Origin of the sequence: Nocardia huaxiensis (genome assembly GCF_013744875.1) — a bacterium.
In the GTDB taxonomy this organism is placed as follows: domain Bacteria; phylum Actinomycetota; class Actinomycetes; order Mycobacteriales; family Mycobacteriaceae; genus Nocardia; species Nocardia huaxiensis.
Genome location: NZ_CP059399.1, coordinates 4,464,332 through 4,480,701 on the forward strand (window position 1 = coordinate 4,464,332; position 16,370 = coordinate 4,480,701).

Annotated in this window: 19 protein-coding genes; 13 read left to right on the forward strand and 6 right to left on the reverse strand. The window is 69.0% G+C overall.

The features are described from left to right. Nucleotides 1-161: 161 nt before the first annotated feature. From H0264_RS20145 to H0264_RS20180, 8 genes are all read left to right on the forward strand, one after another. A complete protein-coding gene (locus tag H0264_RS20145) occupies nucleotides 162-752 on the forward strand; it encodes a hypothetical protein (protein WP_231086068.1) in 591 nt (196 codons plus the stop codon). Between the two features lie 144 nt (nucleotides 753-896). After that, entirely contained in the window at nucleotides 897-1,343 is a 447-nt protein-coding gene (locus H0264_RS20150) for a PaaI family thioesterase (protein ID WP_181578978.1), read from the forward strand. Nucleotides 1,344-1,444: 101 nt separating this feature from the next. Beyond that, entirely contained in the window at nucleotides 1,445-1,747 is a 303-nt protein-coding gene (locus H0264_RS20155; RefSeq protein ID WP_181578979.1) for an urease subunit gamma, read from the forward strand. Nucleotides 1,748-1,756: 9 nt separating this feature from the next. Beyond that, entirely contained in the window at nucleotides 1,757-2,092 is a 336-nt protein-coding gene (locus H0264_RS20160; protein WP_181578980.1) for an urease subunit beta, read from the forward strand. After that, nucleotides 2,092-3,813 (forward strand): urease subunit alpha, encoded by a 1,722-nt coding sequence (locus tag H0264_RS20165; protein ID WP_181578981.1) that lies wholly within the window; start codon nucleotides 2,092-2,094, stop codon nucleotides 3,811-3,813. Before H0264_RS20160 ends, H0264_RS20165 begins: the two co-directional genes overlap by 1 nt. 81 nt (nucleotides 3,814-3,894) lie before the next feature. Further along, a complete protein-coding gene (locus H0264_RS20170; RefSeq protein ID WP_181578982.1) occupies nucleotides 3,895-4,563 on the forward strand; it encodes an O-methyltransferase in 669 nt (222 codons plus the stop codon). 122 nt (nucleotides 4,564-4,685) lie between these two features. Further along, complete coding sequence (locus H0264_RS20175; protein ID WP_181578983.1) at nucleotides 4,686-4,943, forward strand: hypothetical protein; 258 nt, start codon at nucleotides 4,686-4,688, stop codon at nucleotides 4,941-4,943. A 16-nt stretch (nucleotides 4,944-4,959) separates the two neighbouring features. Next, nucleotides 4,960-5,370, forward strand: a complete 411-nt coding sequence (locus H0264_RS20180) for a YchJ family protein (protein ID WP_181578984.1) — start codon at nucleotides 4,960-4,962, stop codon at nucleotides 5,368-5,370. A gap of 3 nt (nucleotides 5,371-5,373) precedes the next feature. Here H0264_RS20180 and H0264_RS39040 read toward each other — a convergent pair whose 3' ends face one another. Together H0264_RS39040 and H0264_RS20190 are read right to left on the reverse strand one after the other, a co-directional pair. Next, nucleotides 5,374-6,147 (reverse strand): VOC family protein, encoded by a 774-nt coding sequence (locus tag H0264_RS39040; RefSeq protein ID WP_181578985.1) that lies wholly within the window; start codon nucleotides 6,145-6,147, stop codon nucleotides 5,374-5,376. A gap of 108 nt (nucleotides 6,148-6,255) precedes the next feature. Then, nucleotides 6,256-6,924, reverse strand: a complete 669-nt coding sequence (locus H0264_RS20190; RefSeq protein WP_181578986.1) for a TetR/AcrR family transcriptional regulator — start codon at nucleotides 6,922-6,924, stop codon at nucleotides 6,256-6,258. Between the two features lie 131 nt (nucleotides 6,925-7,055). On the opposite strand from H0264_RS20190, the gene H0264_RS20195 reads away from it, so the two are divergent. After that, the gene (locus H0264_RS20195) at nucleotides 7,056-8,555 is read left to right on the forward strand and encodes an MFS transporter (RefSeq protein WP_181578987.1); all 1,500 of its coding nucleotides are present in this window, start codon (nucleotides 7,056-7,058) and stop codon (nucleotides 8,553-8,555) included. Nucleotides 8,556-8,561: 6 nt separating this feature from the next. On the opposite strand, the gene H0264_RS20200 is transcribed toward H0264_RS20195, so the two are convergent. After that, on the reverse strand, nucleotides 8,562-9,581 hold the full coding sequence (locus tag H0264_RS20200; protein WP_181578988.1) for a hypothetical protein: 1,020 nt from the start codon (nucleotides 9,579-9,581) through the stop codon (nucleotides 8,562-8,564). 114 nt (nucleotides 9,582-9,695) lie between these two features. Here H0264_RS20200 and H0264_RS20205 point away from each other — a divergent pair, with 114 nt between their 5' ends. After that, entirely contained in the window at nucleotides 9,696-10,586 is an 891-nt protein-coding gene (locus H0264_RS20205) for an SDR family NAD(P)-dependent oxidoreductase (RefSeq protein ID WP_181578989.1), read from the forward strand. Here the strand turns inward: H0264_RS20205 and H0264_RS20210 are convergent. Next, complete coding sequence (locus H0264_RS20210) at nucleotides 10,561-11,577, reverse strand: zinc-binding dehydrogenase (RefSeq protein ID WP_181578990.1); 1,017 nt, start codon at nucleotides 11,575-11,577, stop codon at nucleotides 10,561-10,563. The genes H0264_RS20205 and H0264_RS20210 overlap by 26 nt on opposite strands. 132 nt (nucleotides 11,578-11,709) lie before the next feature. On the opposite strand from H0264_RS20210, the gene H0264_RS20215 reads away from it, so the two are divergent. The 3 genes from H0264_RS20215 to H0264_RS20225 all read left to right on the forward strand — a co-directional run bounded on the left by H0264_RS20215 (nucleotide 11,710) and on the right by H0264_RS20225 (nucleotide 14,092). Next, nucleotides 11,710-12,342, forward strand: coding sequence for an urease accessory protein UreF (locus H0264_RS20215; RefSeq protein ID WP_181578991.1), 633 nt, complete (start codon nucleotides 11,710-11,712; stop codon nucleotides 12,340-12,342). Nucleotides 12,343-12,683: 341 nt separating this feature from the next. After that, nucleotides 12,684-13,403 carry an urease accessory protein UreG gene (ureG, locus tag H0264_RS20220; RefSeq protein WP_181578992.1) on the forward strand — a complete coding sequence of 240 codons (720 nt, stop codon included), beginning with the start codon at nucleotides 12,684-12,686 and terminating at the stop codon, nucleotides 13,401-13,403. A gap of 38 nt (nucleotides 13,404-13,441) precedes the next feature. After that, complete coding sequence (locus H0264_RS20225) at nucleotides 13,442-14,092, forward strand: urease accessory protein UreD (RefSeq protein WP_181578993.1); 651 nt, start codon at nucleotides 13,442-13,444, stop codon at nucleotides 14,090-14,092. 153 nt (nucleotides 14,093-14,245) lie between these two features. Here H0264_RS20225 and H0264_RS20230 read toward each other — a convergent pair whose 3' ends face one another. Continuing rightward, nucleotides 14,246-15,019 carry a hypothetical protein gene (locus H0264_RS20230; protein ID WP_231086049.1) on the reverse strand — a complete coding sequence of 258 codons (774 nt, stop codon included), beginning with the start codon at nucleotides 15,017-15,019 and terminating at the stop codon, nucleotides 14,246-14,248. A gap of 253 nt (nucleotides 15,020-15,272) precedes the next feature. Beyond that, nucleotides 15,273-16,286 carry a hypothetical protein gene (locus H0264_RS20235; RefSeq protein ID WP_181578994.1) on the reverse strand — a complete coding sequence of 338 codons (1,014 nt, stop codon included), beginning with the start codon at nucleotides 16,284-16,286 and terminating at the stop codon, nucleotides 15,273-15,275. Nucleotides 16,287-16,370 lie beyond the last annotated feature (84 nt).

The following is a 16,370-nucleotide window of genomic DNA, read 5'->3' on the forward strand; positions in this document are numbered from 1 at the left end:
TATCTTCGATTTCGTGCCGAAAAGCCGATGAATGAGGAGGTTCGATGCGCGAACCCGTAACTGTTTGCCCGCCTCGCGATTCCAGGATCGCCTTCGGCAGGACATGCGGCAGGCTGCGTGCCCTGCAACCCGAGCACCCGCGTGTGTACGCCTGCGCCGCCATGGCTGAACAGGGAAAACGTCGCTGGTGGCGGCTGGCCGATGGAATTCGGGAGGGCCGGATCGAGCTCATGTACCGGCGGCACGCGGCCGAGATGAGCAATGCCGAGATCGCCGCCGAGGTGGTGGCGACCGCACTCATCCACGCGGTGATCGGCCGGGTCATGGCGCTGCTGGTCTCCGAGGGCCGGGCCTGGGATCCGGGCCTGGAGAATCTGTGGATCCACACCGACAACGACGGCGGCATCGACTGGGCCGGCTTGGCCGACACCACGATTCGCGTGGTCGACGGCGACGTGCTCACCGGCGAGGCGGGGGTGGTGGCGCTACCGTGCGAGCCCGCGCTCTATGTCTGGCTGGCCCATCGCTGCGATCCGGCGCTCACGCTCATCCAGGAGGCCATGGCCCGCTGTGCCGGACTGGGCGCGCGACGCTTCTGGGCACTGGTCGGCGAGTCGATCGTCGGTGCGGCGACCTATGTTCCGGCGCTCTCGCGCACCAATTCCGCCGAGGGCGCGCGCCGCGGTCAGGCTATGCTCGCGGCCCTCGAGGATCGTGGATTGCCGGTGCGCCGGGCTTGCTTTGTTAGGTAAGCCTGACCTACACTTGGACTCGGCGCGAGGATCGAGCGAGAGTCCCGAGGGCTGCGGTGACCCCCGATCCACTGCCGGCGGCGGGCTCCCTTCACGGGGAGCCCGCCGCCTTTGCTTTTCCCGGCGCATGCCACTGTGGAGGGCATGACAGAGCCTGATTTCTCGTCGATCCGCTCCATGGCCGACGTGACCCCGGAACTGATGACGAAGTTCAGCGAAGGCACCTTCACCGATCTCATCGGGCTGAAGTTCACCGAACTCACCGCCGACCGGGTCGCCGCGGAATGGGTGGTGACGCCGCAGCAGTTCCAGCCGGCCGGGATCGTCAACGGCGGCGTGTACTGCACTGTCATCGAAACCCTCGCCAGTGTGGCGGGCAGCGCGTGGCTGGGGGAGAAGGGCACCGTCGTCGGCGTCAACAACAACACCGACTTCCTGCGGGCCGTGCGCGAAGGCGTGCTGCGCGGCGAGGCGACCCCGATCCACCGGGGACGCTCACAGCAACTGTGGGTCGTGGTGATCACCGACGAGCAGAATCGGACCGTGGCGCGCGGGCAGGTGCGACTGCAGAACATGTACGCGCAGAACTGACCTCGCGCGAAACATGCGGGTAATACCGATCGTGCCAGAATGACCGACGGCTCCTGTTGCCGGAGCCGCGGACCGTCCCGTCACCTCGATCAGGAGCCCGAATGCGTCTGTCGCCGCATGAGCAGGAACGCCTGCTGCTGAGCTACGCGGCCGAACTGGCCCGGCGCCGGCAGGCCCGCGGATTGAAGCTGAATCATCCGGAGTCGGTGGCCGTCATTACCGATCACGTGCTCGAGGGAGCGCGGGACGGGCGGACCGTCGCCGAGCTCATGGCCTCGGGGCGCACGGTGCTCTCGCGCGCGGATGTCATGGACGGCGTGCCGGAGATGATCCACGACGTCCAGGTGGAGGCCACCTTCCCGGACGGCACCAAACTCGTCACCGTCCACCACCCGATCGGCTGAGACGCGCAGATGTCGAATCCCACGCAGCCTCCGCTCGTTCCCGGCGAATACCTCTGTGCCGAAGGCACTATCGAGATCAACCCCGGCGCCGATCGCATCGAACTCGATGTGGTGAACACCGGTGACCGGCCGGTGCAGGTCGGCTCACACGTGCACTTCCCGCAGGCCAACTCGGCCCTCGACTTCGATCGCGCGGCCGCGCACGGCCGCCGCCTCGACATTCCCGCCGGCACCGCCGTGCGCTTCGAACCCGGTCTGGGGCAGCGGGTTTCGCTGGTGCCGCTGGGCGGGACGCGCGAAGTGCACGGAATCAGCCTCACCCCACCCGGAAAGCTGGATGCCTGATGGCCGAACTGTCCCGCGCCCGCTACGCCGAACTGTTCGGGCCCACCGTCGGCGACCGGATTCGCCTGGCGGACACCGACCTGCTCATCGAGATCACCGAAGACCGCAGCGGCGGACCGGGATTGGCCGGTGACGAAGCCGTCTTCGGTGGCGGCAAGGTGCTGCGCGAATCCATGGGGCAGGCGCGCGCCACCCGGGCGCAGGGCACCCCGGACACCGTGATCACCGGTGTGGTGATCGTGGATCACTGGGGAATCATCAAGGCCGACATCGGTATTCGCGACGGGCGGATCTGCGCCATCGGCAAGGCCGGAAACCCGGACACCATGGACGGGGTGCACCCGGATCTGGTGGTGGGGCCGTCGACGGAGATCATCGCGGGCAACGGTCGCATCGTCACGGCGGGCGCCATCGACTGCCACGTGCACTTCATCTGCCCGCAGCTGCTGGAAGAGGCCATGGGCGGCGGCATTACGACGCTCGTCGGCGGCGGCACCGGACCGGCCGAGGGGTCCAAGGCCACCACGGTCACGCCCGGCTCCTGGCATGTGGGGCGCATGCTCGAGGCTCTCGACTCCTGGCCGGTGAACATCGTGCTGCTCGGCAAGGGCAATACGGTGTCGCAGGATGCGCTGTGGGAGCAATTGCGCGGCGGCGTAGGCGGATTCAAGCTGCACGAGGACTGGGGCACCACGCCCGCGGCCATCGACGCCTGCCTCACCGTGGCCGATGCGGCCGGGGTCCAGGTGGCCTTGCACTCGGACACCTTGAACGAGGCCGGGTTCGTGGAGGACACCCTCGCGGCCATCGCGGGGCGGGCCATCCACTCGTATCACACCGAGGGTGCCGGTGGCGGGCACGCGCCCGACATCATCACTGTCGCTTCGCATCTCAATGTGCTGCCCAGTTCCACCAATCCGACGCGGCCGCACACGGTCAATACCCTCGACGAGCATTTGGACATGCTCATGGTGTGCCATCACCTGAGCCCGTCCATTCCCGAGGATCTGGCGTTCGCGGAGAGCCGGATTCGGCCCTCGACCATCGCGGCGGAGGATCTGCTGCACGATATGGGCGCGATCTCCATGATCGGCAGCGACTCGCAGGCCATGGGGCGCATCGGTGAGGTGGTCATGCGCACCTGGCAGACCGCGCATGTCATGAAGCGGCGGCGCGGGCCGCTGCCGGGTGACGGTGCCGCCGACAACAATCGGGTCCAGCGCTACGTCGCGAAGTACACCATCTGCCCGGCCGTCGCCCACGGGCTCGACCACGAGATCGGCTCGATCGAGGTCGGCAAGCTGGCGGACCTGGTGCTGTGGGAACCGGCGTTCTTCGGTGTCCGGCCGCACGCGGTATTGAAGGGCGGCGTCATCGCGTGGGCGGCCATGGGTGATGCCAATGCTTCCATTCCGACGCCGCAGCCGGTGCTGCCGCGTCCCATGTTCGGTGCGTCGCCGATCGTGGCGGCGGGCACCTCCCTGCACTTCGTCTCCGAGCAGGCCATCGAGGACGGTTTGGCGAACCGCCTGCGCGTGAATCGGAAACTGGTGCCGGTGGCCAATGTTCGCAAGCGCACAAAGGCGCACATGCCGAACAACGACGCCATGCCGCGCATCGAGGTGGACCCCGACACCTTCACCGTGCGCATCGACGGCGAGGTGTGGGCCGAGGAACCCGCCACCGAACTGCCCATGGCCCAGCGGTACTTCCTGTTCTGATCATCCCGATTTCCGGGTCCGGAACAGGCCGAACGGTTCGGGCGCACCGGTGTGCCCGCAACCGCGTGGCAGACTGCGGGTATGACGAGCTTCGACTGGGCCGATGTTGATCGCTATCTCGTGGAAACCGTGGTCGGAGACCAGGATTCGGAGACGCTGCGTGCGAACGCCGCGGCCGGGTTGCCTGCCATCGATGTGTCGCCGCCGCAGGGGAAGTTCCTGTACCTGATCGCGAAATCCGTGCGGGCCCGGCGGGCGTTGGAGATCGGGACACTCGGCGGATACAGCACGACGTGGCTGGCGCGCGCGGTCGGCAAGGACGGGCAGGTCGTCACCTTCGAGAACGAGCCCAAGCATGCGGAGGTGGCGCGCGGGAACCTGGATCGGGCCGGGGTGGGTGAGCGCGTCGAGATCCGAGTGGGCGCGGCACTCGATGGTCTGCCGGTGTTGGCGCAGGAGAATCCGGAGCCGTTCGATCTGGTGTTCATCGATGCCGACAAGGTCAACAATGCGAACTACGTGCGGTGGGCGCTGCGGTTGACCCGGCCCGGATCGGTGATCATCGTCGACAATGTGGTGCGCAATGGCGGGGTCGCGGATGCCGGCAGCACCGATGCGGCCATTCGCGCCAGCCGGGAGGTCATCGAATTGGTCGCGGCCGAACCGCGATTGGACGGCACCGTGTTGCAGACCGTCGGCAGCAAGGGCTGGGACGGGTTCATCTATGCCGTGGTTAATGGCGACGACTGAAACGTGTTGGATCTCACGCCCATCGGGTGACCTGGTGATTCATTGCCTGGATTACCCGATTCGGCGGTGGCCTGTGGTGTCGCGTTTGTTGCACAGCAAACCTTCCGCATACGGTCGGTCCAATGAGCGACCCGTACGGACCCCACTTCCCGCCACCGGATTTCATGGCACCGCGGGCCGCGGAGCCGAAACCGAGTCTGCTCGACCGGCTGCCGGCCGTCAGCGTCAGCATCCCGGTGCTGGCCATTCTCGCCACCGTGGGCATGCTCGCGGTCGTCATGTTCCAGGCCGAACGGCCCGCCGCGCATCACGTCGACGGGAAGCCGGCGCCCGCCACCTCCGCCTCCGTGCACCCCACCCCGCAACACACCGCGTCGTAACCCGCAGAATGGGCGCATGTCGAAGCGCCGCAAGACCCCGCCGGTTCCGCGGGAATGCCCATGCGGGCTGCCCGCGAACTACACCGACTGCTGCGGTCGCCTGCACAGCGGCGCGGCGCAGGCGACCACCGCCGAGCAGCTCATGCGATCCCGCTTCAGCGCCTTCGCGATGCACGACGAGGCGTACCTGCTGCGCAGCTGGGACCCGGCCACCCGGCCCGCCGATGTCGACTTCGATCCCGCCCTGCGCTGGGAGCGGCTCGAGATTCTCGGGTCCAGCGGCGGCGGGCCCTTCCACACCGAGGGCACCGTGGAATTCCGGGCGCACTATCGCGTCGGTGGCGCGGCGGGAGAACTGCACGAGAACAGTCGATTCCGCCGCGACAACGGCGCGTGGGTCTATTCGGACGGTGTGATCGAGAACTGAGTCTCAGCCGACGGACATGACGGCGAACCCGGCTCCTGCGGGATCGGCCAGGACCGCCAGGCGGGACGGGCCGGGGAGATCCACGGCTTCCTGCAAGAGTTTTCCGCCCAGCGAGAGCGCGCGCTCGACCATCTCGTCGACGTCGGCGACGTGAATGTTCATGGCCCAGAACGGCGCCGGTTCACCGGGCGCCGCGCGGTGGACGCCGCCGAACTCGCGGTCGCCGGGGGCGGCCGACAGCGCCTGGTACGGATTCTCGGTGGCGGTCTCCCATGCGGCATTGGTGTAGTGCCAGCCGAAAACCCTGGCGTAGTGGGTCATCGCGTCCGAGGGCGTGCGAGCGGCGGAGTATTCGACCCAGCACGGGTTGCCGATCCCGCCCCAGTCCTCGGTGCCCGGATGCTCGATCAGCTGCGTGATGCCGTAGGGCGCGCCATCGGGATCGGTGAGGATGGCGAAGACGAGCCCGGGTACCTCGGTCGGCCCGACGAAGACGCCCGCGCCCGCGTCGACCGCGGTCGCGGTGCTCGCCGCGGCGTCGGCGACCGAGAAGTACGGCAGCCACAGTGCCGGCTTGGCCGTCCCGTCGGGTGCGGTGGCGGCGGTCAGGCCCGCGACGCGGCGGCCGTCCTGTAGCAGCAGGGTGTAGTGGTTGGTCTCGGGTCCGGTGTCCTCGGCGGTCCAGCCGAACAGGCCGGTGTAGAACTCGGCGGCGGCCGGGACATCGGGGGCGGTGACGTCGAACCAGCAGGGCGCGCCGGGGGTGAAGGCGGGCATGGTCTCTCCTCGTCGTTCGGAACGTGTGCACGCGCGCGAAGGAACGGGCTCGCAACCCGTGCCATCGAATAGACGGTGCGCGGCAGGAGAATTCATCGCGCCCCGCGTTCAGACCCGGGCGCGGGCCTCGAATCCGTCGCAGAGCGCGGTCAATCCGCTCTCCAGCAGGCTGGCCGGGTCGAGCAGGTCGTGGCCGCCGGTGCCCTCGAGGCCGGCCAGTGCGGGCGGCGGCGGCCAGTGCGGGTCGCCGTCGAGCAGGGCGGTGAAGCCGGAGCGTTCCTCGGCGTCGGGGTCCTTGTTGGGCAGCAGGCGGGCGCTGACCTCCTGTAGTGCGACGCCGGCGATATAGCTCCACACCGACAGCGACATGCGGGTGGCCTCGCGGGTGTCGACGCCGAGTTCGGCGAAACCCTCCACCAGCCAGGCCAGCACGATGAGGCTGTGCTCGCCGAAGTTGTAGCGCGGCACCGCGAAGGTGAACAGCACCCACGGATGTTCTTGGTAGAGCCGCCAATCGATGTCGGCGGCAATGCGCACGCGGTCGCGCCAGGTCCAGTTCCGGCCGTCGGTGGGCGGATAGGGGTTGCGGCGGGAGACCTCGTCGGTCATGGCGGCGAGCAGGGCGTCCTTGTTGGGGATGTGCCGGTACAGCGACATGGCGCCGACACTCATGCGGTCGGCGATGCGGCGCATGGACAGTGCGTCCAGTCCGGACTCGTCGGCCAGGCTGATGGCGGTGGTGACAATGGCGTCCCGGGTGAGCTTGGCCTCGGTCATCGGATGAATTCTTCCTTTCCCGCGCCCAGTATGCGTACACTGTACCCGTCTAGCGCGTACGCCGTACGCGCATTCCTCTTTTCGACCTCTGAGCATTCGATCGACCCCGCAATCAGCCCGAAGGATAGGTGATGACGAGCACTCTGGCGCGTACCCCCGCGACGACTCCGCGCCGCGCCTGGGCCGGGCTGGCGGTCCTGCTGCTGCCGGTGCTGCTGGTGTCCATGGACATGTCGGTGCTGTACCTGGCCATGCCGACGCTCACCGAACATCTGGATCCCTCCGCCACGCAGCAGCTCTGGATACTCGACATCTACGGGTTCATGATCGCCGGATTGCTCATCACCATGGGCAATCTCGGCGATCGGATCGGGCGGCGCAATATTCTGCTCGTGGGCGCGACGGTGTTCGGGCTCGCCTCGATTCTGGCGGCGTTCGCGCCGAGCGCCGGAGTGCTGATCGCGGCGCGGGCGCTCATGGGCGTGGGCGGCGCGACGCTGCTGCCGTCCAGCCTGGCGTTGATCTCCACGCTGTTCCCGGAGGCGAAGGCGCGGGCCACGGCCATCGGCGTGTGGACGGCGTTCTTCGCGGGCGGGTCGGCGGTCGGGCCGATCATCGGCGGCGTGCTGCTGCACCACTTCTGGTGGGGCTCGGTCTTCTTGATCAATACGCCGGTGCTGCTGGTGCTGCTGGTCTTCGGGCCGCTGCTGCTGCCGGAGCATCGCGCGGCGGGGCGCGGGCCGCTGGATCTGCCGAGTGTGGCGCTGTCCATCGGCGGCATCCTGCCCATCGTGTACGCCATCAAGCATTGCGCCACCGAGGGATTCGACGCGCCGGCCATCGGCATCGGGCTCATCGGCGTGCTGCTGCTGACGCTGTTCATCCGGCGGCAGCGGACGCTGTCCGAACCGCTGCTGGATCTGAGCCTGTTCCGGCGCGGACTGTTCTCGGTGGCCATCGGCTCCAGCACGGTCGGCATGCTGGCGCTGGCCGGCATGAGCTATCTGACCAGCATGTATCTGCAGTCGGTGACCGGCCGTGACGCCTTGCAGGCGGCGCTGCTGGGGATTCCGATGGCGGTCGTGGTGTTCGGGTTCTCCATGAGCGGGGCGCGCATCGGTCACCGGCTGGGCACCCGGCTCACCTTCGTGCTGGCGCTGAGCATGGCGGCGGCGGGCAATCTCATGCTGCTCGGGGTCGGCGTGCACGGCGGAATCGGCTGGTACATCGCCGGATCCGTGATCGCCGGTGCGGGGTTCGGCACCGCGTTCACGCTGGTGTCGGAGGTGGCGGTGTCCTCGGTGCCGGCCGAACGGGCCGGGTCCGCGGTCGGCATCTCGGAGACCAGTTTCGAACTGGGCAATGGTCTGGGGCTGGCGCTGCTGGGTTCGCTTGCGGCACTGGTGTTCCGGTCGGGCGGGGACTTCTCGCCGACCCTGGGGGAGACCATCGTGCACTCGGGTGGCAATGCCGCGCTGATCGAATCCGCGCGCGAATCCTTCGTCACCGGAATGCATGTCGCCACGACGACGGGTGCGGTGCTGCTGGCGCTCATGGCCGTGATCGCGGCCGTGGCCAAGACCGGCCCGGCAGCGAAAACCGCTGCCGTGGCAGCCGATCGGGCACACTGAGCCCGCTCAGCGGCCGAACACCATCGCGATCGCGTCGGCGGCCCACTTGTTCATGGGCGTGATCACCCTCCGGTAGGTCCAGCGAATGGGCCGCTGCACCATGGCTTCCCACGCGCGGGCGAGCAGGATTCCGGTGGGGCGCAGCACGGTGCGGTAGAGGTAGCGGCAGGGAGTCACCACCAGCACGCGCACGACGTAGGTGGCTCCCCGCCAGCCGATCACGGCGGTCGCTACCAGCAGGAGCAGCAACGGGCGAACTATCCAGCGCCACAACTGCTGTAGTGGCCACACGACTAGCCAGATGCCAAGGAAGGTCAGTGCCGCGACGACGGCGCGGGCAGTGGCCTGGACGCCGCGCACGAGCGGGTGCACGATCCAGCGCACGAACCACCGGCCGCTCGGCGCGAGCACGACGGTGTAGATCCAGCTGCTCGCGGGCCGGATCACGGTGCGCCACAGGGTCTGCACCGGCCAGATGAGAACCCAGGTGATCAGGAATTTCACCGCCCAGGCGATTGCCCCGACCACCCAGAGGACCGCGAGCCCGATCGGCCGCAGCAGCCAACGCCAGATCGCATCCGCGACGGCCGGGAGCGCCTTGGTGAAGAACCAGGCGAAGGCTGGACGCAAGATCTTGCGCCACAGCCAGTCCTCGACCGCGCGCCGAAGCGGCCGCAGCAGGAAGTCGAGCAGGAACGCACCGATCGGGGTGAGGATCATGCCCCACAGCAACTGCTGGATCAGCAGGCCCCACAGGTAGTCCTTGACGAAGAACCAGGCGGGGCGGATCACCCAGTACCAGAACAGTTTCCCGGCGGGCACCAGCAGCCGATCGCGAAGGTAGCGCAGCCCAGCCACGATCATCCGCCCGGTGAACACCACCGCCCGCCACAGTGCCTTCAACCCCTCCCACAGCAGCCGCGGCGGCAGGAAGATCAAGACCGCGACCGCGCGGGCAATCCAGCCCGCGATCGAAACCTCTTCCCGCGCCTGATCATCCGGCCGCGCGGGTGTCTGCGTCGACATATCCAATCCTTCCCCCGGAACACCGCCCTCCATCCTCGATGGGCAAGCCGCTCGCGCCCAGCGTATTTCCACTCACTCTCGATCATCTGCCCGGTGCGCGGTTACAGTCGAAGCGTGGGTGAGAATTCGGCACCGGACCATGAGCAGTCGACCGAAAACAACGGCCGCCCCTTCGCCGAGCGCGTAGCGACCAAGTTCTTCTATCCGACCTCCCGGCCCAGTGAGAAAGCCCTGCGCAGCGCGGTTTCCGATCAGGTCGTGCTGATCACCGGCGCGTCGCACGGCATCGGCAAGGCGGCGTCGAAGAAGCTGGCGGCGGCCGGCGCGACCGTGCTGCTGGTGGCGCGCAGCCAGGATGACCTGGACAAGGTGGCCGCCGAAATCCGTGAGGCAGGGGGCACCGCGCACGTCTACCCCGCCGACCTGACCGATATGGACGCCGTCGCGAAACTGGGCGAGGCCCTGCTCGCCGAGCACGGCCACGTCGACGTGGTCGTCAACAACGCGGGCAAATCCATCCGCCGCCCGCTCTCCCAGTCCTACGACCGTTTCCACGATTTCACCCGCACCATGGACGTGAACTATCTCGGTCCGGTCCGACTCCTGCTGGTCCTCATCCCACCCATGCGCGAACGCCGCCACGGCCACATCATCAACATCTCCACCTGGGGCCTGCGCATGCCCCCCGCGCCGCGCTGGGCCGCCTACGGCGCCTCGAAGGGTGCCTTCGACATCTGGTTACGCACTGTCGCAACGGAAATCATCCACGACAACGTCACCACCACATCGATCTACATGCCCCTCGTCCACACCCGCATGAGTGCCCCCACCGACTTCTCCGGCGTCCCCGGCCTCACCGCCGCCGAGGCCGCCGACCTCATCTGCCACGCCGTGGTCTCGAAACCGGTCGATATCACCCCGTGGTGGACCGGTCCCGTCCAAGCCCTCTCCGATATGCGCCGAGCCGCCGCCCAACGCTTCATGCAACGCAACTACCGCCGCTGAGGGTTCGTGCCTCTCCGGGGATGAGAACGACTTTGCCTGTGGTGGCGCGGGTTTCGAGGGCGTGGTGGGCTGCGGCGGCCTCGGACAGCGGGAAGTTTCGGATGGCGGGGCGGAGGCGGCCTGCCGCGGCTTCGGTGAGGGCGCGGGTTTCGAGGTTGCGCTGACCGCCCGCGCGTTCGAACATTTGCGGGCCGAGGACACTGCGGGAGGTGATGCCGCGGTCGGCCATTTCGGCCTCGGTGTATTCGGCGGGGCCGCCTTGGAAGCCGTAGACCAGGCGTTGACCGCCCTTGGCGAGGAGATCGAGGGCGGCGCGGCCGGTATCGCCGCCGACTCCGCCGAGGAGCAGGGTGGCGGGGCGGTCGCCGTATTCGGCGCGGACGCGGTCGGGCCAGTCCGGGCGGAGGTAGTCGACGGCCAGGTGAGCGCCATTGCGGGAGACCAGGTCCACCTTGTCGGGGCCGCCGGCCAGGCCGATGACGGTGGCTCCGGCGTTGCGGAGGTACTGGACGAGCAAGGTGCCGATGCCGCCGGCTGCTGCCATGACTATCGCCACGGTGTCGGTGTCCATGTCGGCGAATTGCAGGATGCCCAAGGCGGTTCGGCCGGTGCCGATCATGGCGACGGCTTCGGCGGGGGAGAGGTTCGGTGGAATCTCCTGGAGGCGTTCGACTTCGGTGAGGGTGAGCTCGGCGTAGCCGCCGGGGGCCGCGCCGATGTGTGCGACAACGCTTCGGCCGAGCCAGGTTTCGTCCACGTCCGGGCCGACGCGATCAACGGTGCCCGCGACTTCGCGACCGGGGATGGTGGGGAGTTCGGGCAGCGGGAGCGGACCGGCGGGCACGCCCGAACGCAGGGTGGTGTCGATGACGTGCACGCCCGACGCTGCGACCACGATACGGACCTGTCCGGGACCGGGCACCGGGTCGGCGATGGATTCGTAGCGTAGGTTCTCGGCGGGGCCGAAGGCGTGAAGACGGATGGCGTGCACGGGTTACTCCTGGTCCGAGCGGATGATCTCGGCGTCCAGCCTGCAACCTCAACGAGGGTTGGGGTCAAGGCCGCCCAGCGGCTGCGGGCGGGTCGCTTAGGATCGAGCGATGCGAAACCCGGAAGTGCGCCGATGAGTCTGGCGATGCTGCTCAATCTCGCCGACTCACGGCTGCCCATCGGCGGGCATGTGCACTCCGGTGGGGTGGAGGAGGCGGTGAGCTCCGGGGTCGTGCGCGACGTGGCCACGGTGGAGCTGTACCTGCGGCGGCGTATCAGGACGTCCGGTCTGGTGACGGCGTCGCTGGCCGCGGCGGTGTGCGCGGGCACGCTCGACCCCGCCCGCGCCGAGGCCGAAGCGGACGCGCGCACTCCGTCCCCCGCCGCGCGCACCGCCTCCCGCGCCCAGGGGCGTGGTCTGCTGCGACTGGCGAAACAGGTATGGCCGCAGGCGGATTGGCGAGCGCTGGGTGCGCGTCCCCACCTGTCCACCGTCTTCGGCGTGGTGGGCGCGGTCGCCGGCGTCTCCCCGGAAGAGGTTGCGGGCGTGGTCGTTTACACCGCCATGACCGGTGCGGCCACGGCCGCCCAGCGTCTGCTCGCTCTGGATCCCGCAGCGGTGGCGGCCTGCACCATTCGGCTCTCCGAGACCTGCGACCGCACCGCCCGCGAGGCCACCAAGGAGCTTGCGGCGCTGTCCGATCCGCTCCAGGACGTGCTCGCGGAACGGCACGTCGGCCGCGATATGCCACTGTTCGCCTCCTGATCCGAAAAGCATGCGCGCGCCGGGCTCGGCGGCGTCGGAGCTCAGTGCCTGGTCCATGGTGGTGAACCAGGGGCGGGAGGCGTCGGTGTCGACGAGGCCGAGGCAGGCGGCATTGATCAGGATGGCGCGGCCCGGTGGGAGGTCGTGGGCGGCGATGCGGGTGGCTGCTACCTGGCCGATCTTGGACGGATTATTGATCCGGTCGGGCCGGCCTTCGGTCGCGGCGCTGTTCTGTTCGACGGCGATTCCCGGATCGCGCGGGGAGGGGCGCGCCCGGAGGTAGGTAACACCCGGTTTACGTGCGTCGGCAAGGATGGGGGTCGGAAAGGAGCACACAACCTATGCCCCCTCATCTCATCGATGGTGAACCGCACGACCACAGCCATGACCGCCCGAAACGGGTGCGGACGCCGGGGGAGCCGGTGCGCATCGGGGTGGGCGGGCCGGTCGGTTCGGGTAAGACGGCGCTGGTCGCGGCGCTGTGCCGGCAGTTGCGGGAGGAGCTGTCGCTGGCGGTGCTGACCAATGACATCTACACCACCGAGGATGCCGACTTCCTGCGCCGCAATGCCGTGCTGCCGGACGAGCGCATCACCGCCGTGCAGACCGGCGGCTGCCCGCACACCGCGATCCGGGACGACATCACCGCGAACCTGGACGCCATCGACGACCTCATCGAGGCCAATCCGCCGCTGGATCTGATCCTGGTGGAGTCGGGCGGCGACAATCTCACCGCCACCTTCTCCTCGGGTCTCATCGACGCTCAGATCTTCGTGGTCGATGTGGCCGGTGGCGACAAGGTGCCGCGCAAGGGCGGGCCGGGCGTGACCTGGTCGGACCTGCTGGTCATCAACAAGACCGATCTCGCGCCCATGGTGGGCGCGGATCTGACTGTCATGGATCGGGATTCGACCAAGGTCCGCGAAGGCCGCCCGTTCGTGTTCACCTCGCTCACCGAGGACCCGGCCGCCACCCCGGTACTGAACTGGGTGCGTGAGCAGCTGCGGCACGCCGCCGAACACGATGCGGCAGAAGGTGTTTCGCACTCGCATGCGCACTGAGTTCGTTCCGGTCGCAGTTCGCACCGAGTCGGTGACCGGTGCGCACTGAGCTGCGGATCGTCGCGACCGCTGGCGCCCGGCCGCATGTGCATGCGGTCGGGGGTCTGGCGGCGCGGCACACCGCCGCCGACACGGTGCACCTGATCGGCACCGCCGCAACACCATTGGGCGGTGACGAGCTGGACATCTCGATCATTGTCGGCGCGGGTGCCCGTCTGCTGGTGCGGTCGGTGGCGGCGACCATCGCCCTGCCCGGTCGCGAAACCCGGAAGTCCGTGGCGCACTGGCATTTCGAGGTCGGCGCGGGTGGTGAACTCGACTTCGACCCGGAGCCGACCGTCGTCGCGGGCGGTGCCGAGCACGAGACGCTGACCACCGTCCTGCTGGCGGACGAGGCCCGCCTGCGCCTGCGCGAACGCGTCCAGATCGGCCGCACCGGTGAGGATTTCGGCCATTGGAGTGGCGAACTGCACGCCGACGTCGGCGATCTGCCGCTGCTGCGGCACCGGCTGGAGCTCGGCGGCGACGCCGTCACCGACGATGCGCTGTCCGGCCCGCGCGCCCTGGAGAGCGTGCTCACCTATCCGGACGACCGCCCGGCCGACACCGCGGGCCTGGACGCCGCGCTGCTACCGCTCGCCGCAGGCGGCACCCTATTCACCCGGACGGCGGATCTGCTGCGCGTCTAGGGCTGTGGCTCCGCCGAAGTCGTAGTAGCGCAAGGTGTTCTGCGGCATTGCCGTCGCGTGACTCCGGCGCCCCGCACGTCGAGGCGGGAACCGGACCTCACCCCCGGTTCCCGCCTCACGCGGTATTGCTGGCTGGTCGAACGACCCGAGAGATCAGTCGCCGACGACGCGCGGTGGTGCGTTGTACGAATTCACCGCGCCGATCACCGCACCCACCGCGGCGCCCGCCGCGGCTGCCGGAACGATGATCATAGCGGCGCCCGCCGCGGCGCCGAGGGCCGGACCACCGACCAGGCCGAGCGGGAACAAGGGCAGGCCGACCACGAGTCCGGCCGCCGCGCCGACGGTCGCCGACGTGAGCGCGAACGGGGCCGCCGAGGCGGCTCCGGCCGCCGCTCCCATGGCCGCGGTGCCGACGGTCTGGCCGGCGATGCGGTCGGAACGGCTGCGCTCCATGCCGATCGAATCGAGGAAGGTGGCGAGATTGGCCTCGATCTGAGCGGCATTGTCATTGATCTGGATCGCCTGCTCGGAGTCGATCCAGGTCGGTGCGTCGACGACCACGTCACCGAACCGGAACTTCCCGGGCGGCGGAGCGATCGGCGGCACCGGGGCCACGGGGACGGGTGCGTGCAGCACGCCGACCGGGGCCAGGTACTTCTTGTCGGGGGCCGGACGAGACCACTGGATGGAGCTCTTGGTGTCGTCGGGAATCTGCAGGCCCTCGTACGGCATCACATTGGGGGCGTCCGCCGCGGGCCACTGGGGCGCGTCGTCGTGCTGCGCCACCGGGTTCACCTCAGCGGGTGCGGCATTGGCGACGCCGGATCCGACGATCGCCAAGACTAGCGGTACCGCTCCCGCCGCCACCACGTTGCCGACCTTGTTGCGATGCGGGTTGAGAGCTCTGTGCTTACCTGCGGCCATGCACGACCTTTCTTCCGGGGAACATCGACGCCCGACATTCGGACCCGTCGGTCACCTGGATTGGTCCTGCGCCGGATGTCCGAAAAGCCTTGTCCTAGCCGAGAATTAACCGGAAGGGCTGGCCGCGACGCGAAAGAGGCCGGAATCCCTGGTGAAGGATTCCGGCCTCCGGCAAATCGGAAATCACTTGGCCGTTGCTGCCTCGTGGCGGAGGTGTGGTCGCGACCGTGACCGCAGCGACGACCGGAACGGGTTACTCCTCGACGGCAACCTCATCGGTGACCGCCGCCGCCTCGGTGCCGGCCTCGTCGGCGACCGGCGCACCCTCGGTGGCCGGGGCCATGTAGCCGTTCACCGCGCCCACCGCGGCGCCGATTCCGGCGCCGATGGTCGCCGCGGGCACCGCGATCAGTGCGACGGCGGCTGTCGCGCCCACGGCGGGCCCGAACACCCAGCCCGCGGGAGCGAACGGCGTGCCCGCCATCGCGCCGATGAACCCGCCCATGACCGCACCGGCCACCTCGAGCGGCGCGGCCACGGCCACACCCACGCCCGCGCCGACGGCAGCGGTGCCGACGGTCTGAGCGGCGATGCGGTCGGAGCGGCTGGGCTCGAAGCCGGCCGAGTCGAGGGTGCGGGCGAGATCCGCTTCCGCCTCTCCGACAAGGGAATTCACCGTGGCCGCCTGCTCGGCGTTCATCCACTCCGGAATGACGAGCACGGTGTCGCCGAAGCGGAGCATGCCGTCGGGCGCGGCAATGGGGGCCACATCGGGGGCCGCCATCGGGTCCGGTGCGCGCAACTGCTGCACGTCGACCGCGGCGAGCGGGCCATTGGGGATGGCGCGCACTCCGGTGGCCGAATTGCGGTCGACCAGAACGGGTGCCGCCGCCACGGCGGGCTCGACCCCCTCGGCAGCGGCCTCCACGCCCTCGGCCGCCGGCTCGACGCCCTCGGCGACGGCCGCGCTGTCGGTCGCCTCGGCCTCGGCCGCGGCCGGTGCGGGGCCGAGCAGGCCGCGCATGCCCTCCGCCAGTTCCGGCGGCACCGCGACTTCACCGAACGGCGAATCGACCGTCACATTGGGGTCGGCCGGATCGACGGGAGCGACGGCGGCCGGTGCCGAGTCCTCACCCGGAACCGGGTCCGCCGAGGCGGTTCCGGCCACGGCCAGCGCGGTGACCAGCGGCAGCGCACCGGCTACGGCGATGGAACCAAGACGCCGGCGGCGCGGCGAAATCTGATCAACCTGTTGGCGTTTGCCCATGGATGACCTTTCTCACGAATGTCAACAGATGTATGACATTCGCTCCGGCGCACCCGCCGGATAGGTCAAGGCGTCAGCCCGGTC

Excerpts from the sequence above, each read along its gene's own strand:
- H0264_RS20145 (WP_231086068.1), top strand. The coding sequence starts at position 162 with ATGGCTGAACAGGGAAAACGTCGCTGGTGGCGGCTGGCCGATGGAATT.
- H0264_RS20150 (WP_181578978.1), top strand. The coding sequence starts at position 897 with ATGACAGAGCCTGATTTCTCGTCGATCCGCTCCATGGCCGACGTGACC.
- H0264_RS20155 (WP_181578979.1), top strand. The coding sequence starts at position 1,445 with ATGCGTCTGTCGCCGCATGAGCAGGAACGCCTGCTGCTGAGCTACGCG.
- H0264_RS20160 (WP_181578980.1), top strand. The coding sequence starts at position 1,757 with ATGTCGAATCCCACGCAGCCTCCGCTCGTTCCCGGCGAATACCTCTGT.
- H0264_RS20165 (WP_181578981.1), top strand. The coding sequence starts at position 2,092 with ATGGCCGAACTGTCCCGCGCCCGCTACGCCGAACTGTTCGGGCCCACC.
- H0264_RS20170 (WP_181578982.1), top strand. The coding sequence starts at position 3,895 with ATGACGAGCTTCGACTGGGCCGATGTTGATCGCTATCTCGTGGAAACC.
- H0264_RS20175 (WP_181578983.1), top strand. The coding sequence starts at position 4,686 with ATGAGCGACCCGTACGGACCCCACTTCCCGCCACCGGATTTCATGGCA.
- H0264_RS20180 (WP_181578984.1), top strand. The coding sequence starts at position 4,960 with ATGTCGAAGCGCCGCAAGACCCCGCCGGTTCCGCGGGAATGCCCATGC.
- H0264_RS39040 (WP_181578985.1), bottom strand. The coding sequence starts at position 6,147 with ATGCCCGCCTTCACCCCCGGCGCGCCCTGCTGGTTCGACGTCACCGCC.
- H0264_RS20190 (WP_181578986.1), bottom strand. The coding sequence starts at position 6,924 with ATGACCGAGGCCAAGCTCACCCGGGACGCCATTGTCACCACCGCCATC.
- H0264_RS20195 (WP_181578987.1), top strand. The coding sequence starts at position 7,056 with ATGACGAGCACTCTGGCGCGTACCCCCGCGACGACTCCGCGCCGCGCC.
- H0264_RS20200 (WP_181578988.1), bottom strand. The coding sequence starts at position 9,581 with ATGTCGACGCAGACACCCGCGCGGCCGGATGATCAGGCGCGGGAAGAG.
- H0264_RS20215 (WP_181578991.1), top strand. The coding sequence starts at position 11,710 with ATGAGTCTGGCGATGCTGCTCAATCTCGCCGACTCACGGCTGCCCATC.
- ureG (WP_181578992.1), top strand. The coding sequence starts at position 12,684 with ATGCCCCCTCATCTCATCGATGGTGAACCGCACGACCACAGCCATGAC.
- H0264_RS20230 (WP_231086049.1), bottom strand. The coding sequence starts at position 15,019 with ATGGCCGCAGGTAAGCACAGAGCTCTCAACCCGCATCGCAACAAGGTC.
- H0264_RS20235 (WP_181578994.1), bottom strand. The coding sequence starts at position 16,286 with ATGGGCAAACGCCAACAGGTTGATCAGATTTCGCCGCGCCGCCGGCGT.